The sequence below is a fragment of the Mycobacterium sp. 1245805.9 genome, assembly GCF_001672915.1.
GTDB lineage: Bacteria > Actinomycetota > Actinomycetes > Mycobacteriales > Mycobacteriaceae > Mycobacterium.
In genome coordinates this window covers 1-9,319 of record NZ_LZKR01000031.1, presented here as the reverse complement: position 1 = coordinate 9,319, position 9,319 = coordinate 1, and the positions used below count along the sequence as shown (strand labels likewise).

Here is a 9,319-nt window from a genome sequence, read left to right as displayed (position 1 = left end):
TGATCACCCCCGCCGGTCCGCTAGGATCGAAGCCGGGGTCGGGACAATTGCAGCCCGAAACTCCCATGTCGGCGCCGTCGTCGACCGCCCGCCGCAGCGAATTTACGCCGCCGCAGCCCATCCCCCCACCCGTCGCGCCCGCTCCCGCGGCGGAACTGCCCGAGCTCGGTTGGCGACGCATCCTGCGGCTGGCCACCTTTGGCCTTGTCCAGCTGGGCCCGTCCCCCGCGCAGCGTGAGGAGGCCCAATACGAGGCGGCCATCCGCACCCCTCTGCACGGCAACTACAAGGTCGGCGTGCTCGGCAAGGGTGGGGTGGGCAAGACCTCGGTGGCCGCCAGCGTCGGGTCGCTTTTCGCCCAGCTGCGGCGGCAGGACCCCGTGGTGGCGATCGACGCCGACACCGCGTTCGGCCGGTTGAGCAGCCGAATCGATCCCCGATCGCCCGGCTCCTTTTGGGAACTGACCGCCGACAAGAACCTGCGCTCCTTCGGCGATGTGGTTGGGCGCCTTGGCCGTAACTCCGCCGGCCTGCACGTGCTCGGCGGCGAGCCGGCGTCGGGGCCGCGCCGGGTGCTCGACGCCGCGATCTACCGGGAAGCCGCGCTCCGGTTGGACCGCCACTTCACCATCTCAGTCATCGACTGCGGCTCGACGATGGACTCGCCGGTGACCCAGGAGGTGCTGCGCGACCTGGACGCGCTGATCGTGGTGTCCTCGCCGTGGGCGGACGGGGCCTCCGCGGCCGCGCGGACCATGGAATGGCTGTCGGAGAGGGGCCTGACGGGCCTGCTGCGCCACACCATCGTGGTGCTCAACGATTCCGACGGCCACGCCGACAAACGCACCCGCGAGCTGCTGGCGCGCGAGTTCGTCGACCACGGGCAGCCGGTGGTCGAGGTGCCCTTCGATCCCCACCTACGGCCGGGCGGCGTCATCGACGTGGACCGCGAGATGTCCCCGGGGACGCGGCGCAGGTTTCTCCAGGTCACGGCGACGGTCGCGGGGTATTTCGCCGCCCGGCCGGACCGTGCGGCGCGCTAAGGCAGCTGATCGGCACCCAGGCGCGCCCACGGATCGGCGATGGCCTCGATCTTCGTCACGAGGCGACCGCGAATCGTCAGCACGATCGAAGCGAAGAGGCGGCGGTCCACGAAGGCCAGCACCGCGGGTCCCCCCGCGGGCCCGACGACCAGGGTGACTTCCGGGCCGAGATAGCGCAGCAGGTTGGTGGCCACCGCGTCAGGCCCGTGGTTGATCTGCGGCGGCGGCGCCGGCTCGGCGAGGACCGTTCCCACGCCCCAGACCGTCGGATCCAGCACGGCGGTCAACGCGGCGATGTCGCCGTTGGCGCACGCGGTGATGAACTTCTCCGTGACGAGCTGGTGCTCGGCCGAGGCCACCTCGTTCAATTTCGGTTGCGCCACAGTGAATTTGCTGCGGGCGCGCCGCGCCAGCTGACGGCAGGTGCCGACGGGACGGCCCACCGTCTCGGCGATGGTGTCGAAGGGGACGCCGAACACGTCGTGCAGCACGAAGGCGACCCGCTCGCCCGGGCTGAGCCTGCGCAAGACCTCCAGTAACGCGGTGCGGACCTCGTCGTCGAGGGTGACCCGGTCGGCTGGGTCCAGCCGCGGCGAAGCCGGCTGCTGCTCGACCTCACCCGGCCGCTCGTAGCGGGCCCGCGCCGAACGCACCTGATCGAGGCAGATCCGGCTGGCCACCACGGTCAGCCAGCCGCGGACGTCGTCGATCTCGGTCAAATCGGCGCGCGAGAGGCGCAGGAAGGCTTCCTGCGCAACGTCTTCCGCGTCGCCGACGTCGCCGAGCATCTGATAGGCGAGATTGACCAGATACGGGCGATTACTGCGCCAGGCCTCGGTGACCTGGTCGCTGGGTGACTGCGACTGGCTCATGAACCTTCGACGATTTGGTCGCGCAAAAAGTTACGTGTTTCGACTGTAACTTTCCCAGCTCCGGCGCCGTCCTTGGTGCAGCACGCAAAACTCACGGAAGGAAACATCCTCATGACGATCGTCGTAACCGGAGCGACGGGCAACGTCGGGCGCCCGCTCGTGTCCGAACTCCTCGCAGCCGGCGCCCACGTCCGCGCCGTCACCCGCACACCCGACACCGCCGGGCTTCCCCCCGGCGTCGATGCGGTCCGCTCGGCCTCGGACGCGCTACCGGGCGCGTCGGCGGTCTTCCTCAATTCCCGCGCGCTGGGCCCCGACCTGCCCCGGGTGGTCGCCGAATGCGCGAGTGCCGGAGTCACGAAGCTGGTTGCGCTGTCGGCGATCAACGCCGACGACGACTTTTCGCTGCAGCCGTCGCGCTTTCGCGGCGACCGCAACAAGGAGGTGGAACAACTCGCCGTCGAATCCGGCCTGGACTGGGTGAGCCTGCGGCCGACGGTCTTCGCCACCAACTTCGCCGGCATGTGGGGGGCGCAGATTCGCGCCGGCGACGTGGTGGCCGGACCATACGCGGCCGCCTCGACGGCACCGATCGTCGAGAGCGACATCTCGGCGGTCGCGGCGCGCGCGCTGCTCACCGATGACCTTGTCGGCCAGCGGATCCCGCTGACGGGTCCGCAGGCATTCACCAACTCCGAGCTGGCCGGGGTGATCGGCGACGTCCTGGGTCGCCCGCTGCGCTACCAGGAGGCGCCGGCGGAAGTGGTGCGGCAGCGGTTCATCGGCATTGGATTCGGCGCCGACTTCGCCGACGCCTACATCGCCATGCTCGCCGACACGCTCGACAAGCCCGCGCTGGTCACCCACGACGTGGAGAAGATCCTGGGCCGGCCGGCGACCGCGTTCGCGCAGTGGGTGTCCGACCACCGCGACCTCTTCGCCCAAGCGAAAGGAGCCTGACATGTCCGAACCACGCCCGCCGCGCTACCTCAAGCCCATGAACAAGTTCATGATGGCGGTCCAGCGGCTCGGGATCCCGACCGGACCGGCGATGGTGCTGACGGTGCCCGGCCGCAAGTCGGGCCAGCCGCGCCGCACACCGATGACGCCCTTCGAATTTCGCGGCGGCCTGTACGTGGTGGCCGGCTACCCCGGCGCCGACTGGGCGGCCAACGCCCGCGCCGCGGGCAGCGGCACCCTGAGCCGGGGCCGACGGTCCCGCGAGGTCAGGATTATCGAACTCGACCCCGACGAGGCGCGTCCGGTGCTGCGGGCGTTCGCCACCGAGGTGCCCGTCGGGGTGGCGTTCGCTAAGCGCGCGGGGATGGTGCGCGACGGAACCGCCGACGAATTCGAGGCACTGGCCGGCCGCCTCGCCGTGTTCCGGTTCGAGCCGAACGTCAAACAGCGCGAGAAATCTCGCTGATTTCTCGCGCTGTGTTTCGGCGAGAGAGCATCGACTCGATCGCCGACTGCGGCCGGTCGTCGCAGTCCTTAGACGTCCTGGTCACCTGGCTCCACGCCTGATCACTTGCCCGGTGGTTCGATTCATCCTTGTCATCCGGCCGCGCTAACCGCACGCCAACCACAAGGAACGGTTAAATTACCAGTAGACGAATCGCTGCATTGCCGGGTTTTCAGCGGTGACCTCCCGGGAATCAGAACAGCGTGTTCTGCTGCGGTGCGGGATATTGAGCCGGGGAGAAGGCCGATGTCAGGATCACAAGAAGCCGGTCAAAGACGGCAAGGTGCGATTTCTCGAGGGGCGCTGCGCAGCGTGGCGGCGGCGGAAGAGACAAGTTGGGTGGCCAGGGCCCTGTGCCGGACCATCGATCCCGACACACTCTTTGTCCGGGGTGCCGCGCAGCGCGAGGCCGCGGCGGTTTGCCGCCGCTGCCCGGTCATGCAGGAGTGCTTAGCGGAAGCGTTGGACAGCCGGGTGGAATTCGGTGTCTGGGGCGGCATGACAGAGCGCCAACGACGGGCACTCCTCCAGCGGCACCCCGAGATGGCGTCCTGGTCAAAGTTTCTGAGCGAACGACGAAATCGCGGCGTCGGCTGACCTGCGCGCCGTTTCCAACCGTGGCCTGTCACAACGATTCTCGCTGCATCCCTGTCCGATGTTGCCGCTGAATTCCCGGACGAAGCTAACCCGAACAAGGGCGTAACCTGGCCGGACGTAACCTAGAGCAATGCGCACGGCCTACCACGAGCAGCTCGCGGCCCTCAACGAGCAGCTCGCTGACATGTGCGCGATGGCCGGCGCGGCGATGCACGATGCTACCCACGCACTGCTGCAGGCCGACCTTGCGCTGGCCGAAAAGGTCATCGCCGAGAAGGTCGAGCTCGCGAAGTCGAGCGGCGCCGCCGAAGACTCGGCGTTCGTGCTGCTTGCCCTGCAAGCACCAGTGGCCGGCGACCTCCGAGCCGTGGTTACCGCGATCAGGCTCTGCGCCGACGTCGAACGCATGGGCGGCTTGGCCGCGCACGTCGCAAAGATCGTTCGCCGTCGCCATCCCGAACATGTCTTGCCCGAACAGGCCAACGGCTACTTCGCTGAGATGGGCCGCGTAGCAGTCGAATTGGGCAAGGCTGCCGAGGAGGTCTTGCGTACCGGTGACCCCGAAAAGGCCCGCCTCATCAACGTCCAAGACGACGCGATGGACGACCTGCATCGCGAGCTGTTCACCGAGCTCATGGATCGCGAATGGGAACACGGTGTGGCCGCCGCGGTCGATGCAACCCTGCTGGGCAGGTTCTACGAACGCTTCGCCGACCATGCGGTCGAAATCGCCAGGCGGGTCATCTTCCAGGCCACCGGCAGGTTCCCGAGCAGCGCGGATCTCCTCGGCTAACTACCAGACGATGGCGGCCATGTCGCGGTTGTCCGAACACACGCTGCGCACGGCCGCCTCGATGTCGGCGGCGGTGATGATCTGCAGGTCCTCGACGGTCACCGGCTGGCCCGCCCGCTTCTGCGCGACGACCCGGGTATCGCGGAAACCCTCGGCGCGCTCGATGACGTTGCGGGCGAACCGGCCGTTCTGCATGGCGTCGATCCCGTGCTGACCGCCGGGAGTGGTGTAGTTGCGGATCGTGGTGGCCGCGTCCAAGAAGGCCTCCCGGGCGCCGTCGTCGAGCAGGCTGGCCCGCGGGCTGGCGTAGCGTTGCCCGATCTCGACGATCTCCGCCGGAGAGTACGACTCGAACCGCAGCTTGCGGTTGAACCGACCGGCCAAACCCGGGTTGACCGTGAGGAATTGGTCCACCTGATCCTCGTAGCCCGCCCCGATGAAGCAGAAGTCGAATCGATGGGTTTCCAATGCGACGAGCAGCTGGTTGACGGCCTCCATCCCGATCATGTCGGGCGTGCCGTCCTGGTGGCGCTCGATCAGCGAGTAGAACTCGTCCATGAAAATGATTCGGCCGAGCGACTTTTCGATCAGTTCGTTGGTCTTGGGTCCGGATTCCCCGATGTAGTGGCCGCAGAAATCGGACCGGCGGACCTCCCGGATTTCGGGGTGGCGCACGATGCCCATCCCGGCGTAGATCTTGCCCAGGGCCTCGGCGGTGGTCGTCTTACCGGTCCCCGGCGGCCCCACCAGCAGCATGTGGTTGGTCTGACCCTCCACCGGTAGCCCGTGCTCGAGGCGCATCATGCGCACCTCGAGCTGGTCCTCCAGCGCCGACACCGCCTGCTTGACCGCCGCCAGGCCCACCTGTTTGGCCAACAGCCGGCGGCCCTCGGCCAGCAGTTCGGCGCGCCGCTCGGCCGCGTCGGCGTCGTCGAGTTGCTCGCGGCTTTTCGCAGTCGAGGCGTCCCACTTGTCGGTGCGGCTGGCGATGGCCTGCTCGTCGGTCACCACCAGCTGCAGATTCGGATCGGCCAGCGCGGCCTTCGCCGCATCGGTCAGCACTCCGTTGATGGTCGCCTTCGACAGCCAGATCTGGGCGCGGTCCTCCTCGTGCAGCTGGCGGTGCACCATCCCGCGCACGTACGCCAGATCCGCGACGAGCAGCGGAATGTCGGCCGGGCCGATCGAGGCCGTCAGCACCTCCGCGCCGAACCGGCTCGACGACACGTTCTGGCCGATCACGTCGACGCGATCCAGCCAGTCCAGCGCCACCCGGCCCTGCCCGAGATGCGCGGCGGCGTGCGCGGCCAGCGCGCAGATCGACGCCGTCACCGCCGACATGATGATCGCCTGCGGCGGCAGCTCCTCCGCGGCCGTCAACAACACGTCCGACCAGCGCTGCGTCGCATACATCAGGAATGCCCGCGCCAGCTGATGCCACTGGTAGTTGCCCCACGAGTCGAGCAGTTCGCGGTTGGCCAAAAGCCTGTCGGCCTCGGCGTATTCGCCGGCGATCGTCAGCGCCGAGGACAGCGCCAGTCCCACCTGGGACGCGTCGGTGACCGTGATGCCGATGTAGGGGCCCAACTGCATCTCGGCCGCGAGCGTGCGGCCGATCCGGGTGGTCTCGCGGTGCAGCCATTCGCGATGATGGTTGAGCCGCTTCAGCGACGCCAGATCGTTGTCGCCACAGGCGATCCGGCCGAGCCAGGCGTCGGCCATCGACGGGTCGGCTTCGGTGGCGGCGACGAACTCCGGCAAGGCCGCGGCGGGCCCCTGCCGGTCTCTGATTGCCATGGCGCGGTCGAAATGCCTACGCGCCGTGAGCAAGTCCCCCATTATCTGCACCGTCCTGGCTAGGTCGCGAACGACATCGCGACCGACTCGAGGTTGACATAGCGGTTCTCAGCACGGAACAGGTCCATGTCCACCAGCCACGTCTCGCCGGCCGCGGTGACTCGCACCGTCGCGCCACTCACCTGCTGGATGGCCACCTCGAACGCGTGCCCGTGGCCGTCGGGCAGCGCCGTGCCGGCCGGCGCGACGGTGATCACGGTGGCCGGCCGCGGCGCGGGCGAGATCGGGACGTCCCTGGCGTCCGGGCGCGCGAGTTCGACGACGCTGACGGTGGTGCGCGGCGCCGGCCGCGAGGTGCTGAGGACACTGACCACCGGCATCCGCACGCTGGCCCAGCGCTTCAGGTCGCGGGTGTGCACGCAGACCCGCTCGCCGGCGCCGGCGGTGCGGATGACGATCCGTTTGGCGATCGGGTCGTCGGCGGCGACGAACACCCGTGACAGCTCCCCGGCATCGGTGACCGGGATCATCAGCCGGTCGCCGTTGCTCAACTTGCCCACCAATACCCCCGACGGCCCGATCTCGAGGATGAGGCTCTGCGGCAACGGACTTCGCCGCAGCCCGCGCAGGAACGGGCGCGGACCACACATGTTGGCGGCCGCCGCGGCGGCCTGCTCACCGTTGAGGCGGCGCAGGACGACGCTGGGCGGACTCGGCGCCTGCGTGGGTGTGCGCACGGTGACCGTCGCGGTGCACTCCCCGCCCGGATACACCGTCACGTTTTGGATGACCTCGTCGGCGCGCAGCGTCCAGGCCTGCGCGAGCACATGGGAGTTGATCGCCTCGGCCGGGTAGGCGTACGTCGTCATCCATCCGGCCTCCCCGCGGACGGCCTTCCACTTCTGCATGGTGCCGGACACGGCGTCCCAACCGAGCCGGCGATCGAGCTCGATCAAATCCGTAGCGGTGGCGACCTTCGCGCGCAAGCCGTTGCACCTCAGCAGTCCGGCGATGCGCTGCGCCGCCGAAATCGCCGTCGCGCCAAGGGTTGTGCGCCACCGCAACGCGTCGGTGTTGTCGATCACCGGCAACCGCACGATCAACCAGGTCTCGCGGCGGCCCGCGTACGGCGGGGTGCCGATCTCCGCGTCGTACACCCGCGGGTAGTCGCCGACGTTGCCGCACCGTGAGCCGATCGAGACGACGCTGATCGAGTCGAGCTCCAGACCCAGCGGGTGCTGCAGCAGCGGCACCAGGTCCACGACATCGATGACGTTCTCGGTCTCGACGCTCACCGAGCCGGTCACCACGGTGGCCCGGTGTGCCCTGCCGAGCAGCTGCACGGCCACCACCGCCACGCCGTCTTCGACGCGCACGCCGCCGCCGGATCGGTTGCTGGCCACCGTGATTGGGTCGCTCCAGGCGATCGGGCGCCGGCCCCGCAACCACAGGACCGCCCATGACCACGCCGGCTGCCCCCGCCACGGGGCGAACACCACCGCGGCGCCCAGCAGCGCGGCCACCGCGGCGCCGACATAACGGCCGATCGCCCATCCGGCCACCGCCAGGAGGAACACCACCAGTATCCCGACGACCCGCCGGTTGCTGGCGTGGTGGAAGCCCGTCAGGCGCGGCCTCATCGCGCCCTCCGCAGTCGCGCGCTGATCGCCACCACCAACACGCCGGCGACGACGACACCGAGGAAGCCGATCGCGATGTTGCGCGCCCGATGATCCGGCGGCGGCGGGGCCGGGGCCGGCGTGATGACGCGAGTTTGCGCGCCCGGGGGCATCTTGTCGCCGGGTGGGATGTTGAACGTCAGCGCGGCGACCGGATCCACCAGGCCGTAGCCCACCTTGTTGTCGACGCCGGCCGGCGGGTTATGGGCCGACTGCACGATCCGGTTGATGACCTGATGTGCGCTCAGCTCAGGGTATTTCGCGCGCACCAGCGCCGCGACGCCGCTGACGTAGGCCGCCGAGAAGCTGGTGCCCCAGAAGGGCATGTTCTTCTCGCCCGGCCGCGACGGCGGGTAGGCGTTGACCGGTCCGCCGCCCTGGGGCGACAGGCCCATGATGTGCGTCGCGGGCCCCGCCACGCCGACCCACGGACCCGACATGCTCTTGTCGATCGGGGCCCCGCTGGCGTCGACACCGCCCACCGACAGGACGTAGTCCGAGAACCACGACGGCGACGAGATCACCTTGACCTGGTGCCAGTCACGCGGATCCGCCGGGTCCAGCGGATCGTAGGTCGGGTTGTTGTCGCAACCGCCTTCCCCGTCGTTGCCGGCCGCGGCGACGATCACCGCGTCCTTGACGGTCGCGGCGTACCACAGCGCGGCGCCGAGCGCCCGCTGGTCGGTCGAGGATGAGGCCGGCAGGCAGGAGGTCACCGAGATGTTGATCACCTTGGCGCCCATGTTCGCCGCGTGCACGACCGCGCGCGCCAGGGTGTTCAGCGTGCCGGCTTTGACCTTCTCGTCCGAATTCGGATCCGCCGGAGTGGGATTCACCGGCTCGAAGGCCCGTGACGACTGGCGTATCGAGATGATGGTCGCGTGCGGGGCCACCCCCACCACCCCGTCGGGTGCTCCCGGCGGGGGCGGCGGCACCGCGGGTTCGTCCTCGGTTTGCGGGTCGGGCGGTCCGTTGGAGGGAGCCATCGCGCCGGCCTCCGGGGGCGGCGGCGGCGGCCATGGGCAAGTGGCTGGGCCGCGATGGCGGCGACCGGATGTTCGCACCCGTCACCG

At 69.2% G+C, this 9,319-nt stretch carries 8 protein-coding genes and 1 pseudogene; 5 read left to right on the top strand and 4 right to left on the bottom strand.

The features are described 5' to 3' along the window. The first annotated feature begins 2 nt into the window (after window positions 1-2). Window positions 3-1,043 (top strand): MinD/ParA family protein, encoded by a 1,041-nt coding sequence (locus A9X00_RS05165; protein ID WP_369830715.1) that lies wholly within the window; start codon window positions 3-5, stop codon window positions 1,041-1,043. Here A9X00_RS05165 and sigI read toward each other — a convergent pair. Then, on the bottom strand, window positions 1,040-1,915 hold the full coding sequence (gene sigI, locus A9X00_RS05160; protein WP_067149991.1) for an RNA polymerase sigma factor SigI: 876 nt from the start codon (window positions 1,913-1,915) through the stop codon (window positions 1,040-1,042). The genes A9X00_RS05165 and sigI overlap by 4 nt on opposite strands. 111 nt (window positions 1,916-2,026) lie before the next feature. On the opposite strand from sigI, the gene A9X00_RS05155 reads away from it, so the two are divergent. From A9X00_RS05155 to phoU, 4 genes are all read left to right on the top strand, one after another. Further along, window positions 2,027-2,875 carry an NAD(P)H-binding protein gene (locus A9X00_RS05155; protein WP_067150000.1) on the top strand — a complete coding sequence of 283 codons (849 nt, stop codon included), beginning with the start codon at window positions 2,027-2,029 and terminating at the stop codon, window positions 2,873-2,875. A 1-nt stretch (window position 2,876) separates the two neighbouring features. Further along, a complete protein-coding gene (locus A9X00_RS05150; protein ID WP_067149988.1) occupies window positions 2,877-3,341 on the top strand; it encodes a nitroreductase family deazaflavin-dependent oxidoreductase in 465 nt (154 codons plus the stop codon). Window positions 3,342-3,626: 285 nt separating this feature from the next. After that, window positions 3,627-3,977, top strand: a complete 351-nt coding sequence (locus A9X00_RS29555; RefSeq protein ID WP_082974695.1) for a WhiB family transcriptional regulator — start codon at window positions 3,627-3,629, stop codon at window positions 3,975-3,977. A 130-nt stretch (window positions 3,978-4,107) separates the two neighbouring features. After that, window positions 4,108-4,770, top strand: coding sequence for a phosphate signaling complex protein PhoU (phoU, locus tag A9X00_RS05145; RefSeq protein ID WP_067149985.1), 663 nt, complete (start codon window positions 4,108-4,110; stop codon window positions 4,768-4,770). Here the strand turns inward: phoU and eccA are convergent, their stop codons facing one another. From eccA to mycP, 3 genes and pseudogenes are all read right to left on the bottom strand, one after another. After that, window positions 4,771-6,609, bottom strand: coding sequence for a type VII secretion AAA-ATPase EccA (gene eccA, locus A9X00_RS05140; protein WP_082974694.1), 1,839 nt, complete (start codon window positions 6,607-6,609; stop codon window positions 4,771-4,773). A 17-nt stretch (window positions 6,610-6,626) separates the two neighbouring features. Continuing rightward, on the bottom strand, window positions 6,627-8,207 hold the full coding sequence (gene eccE / locus A9X00_RS05135; RefSeq protein ID WP_067149982.1) for a type VII secretion protein EccE: 1,581 nt from the start codon (window positions 8,205-8,207) through the stop codon (window positions 6,627-6,629). Continuing rightward, window positions 8,204-9,262: pseudogene (gene mycP / locus A9X00_RS05130) on the bottom strand (type VII secretion-associated serine protease mycosin); the annotation flags it as partial. The pseudogene mycP and the gene eccE, both read right to left, overlap by 4 nt. Between the last annotated feature and the right edge of the window lie 57 nt (window positions 9,263-9,319).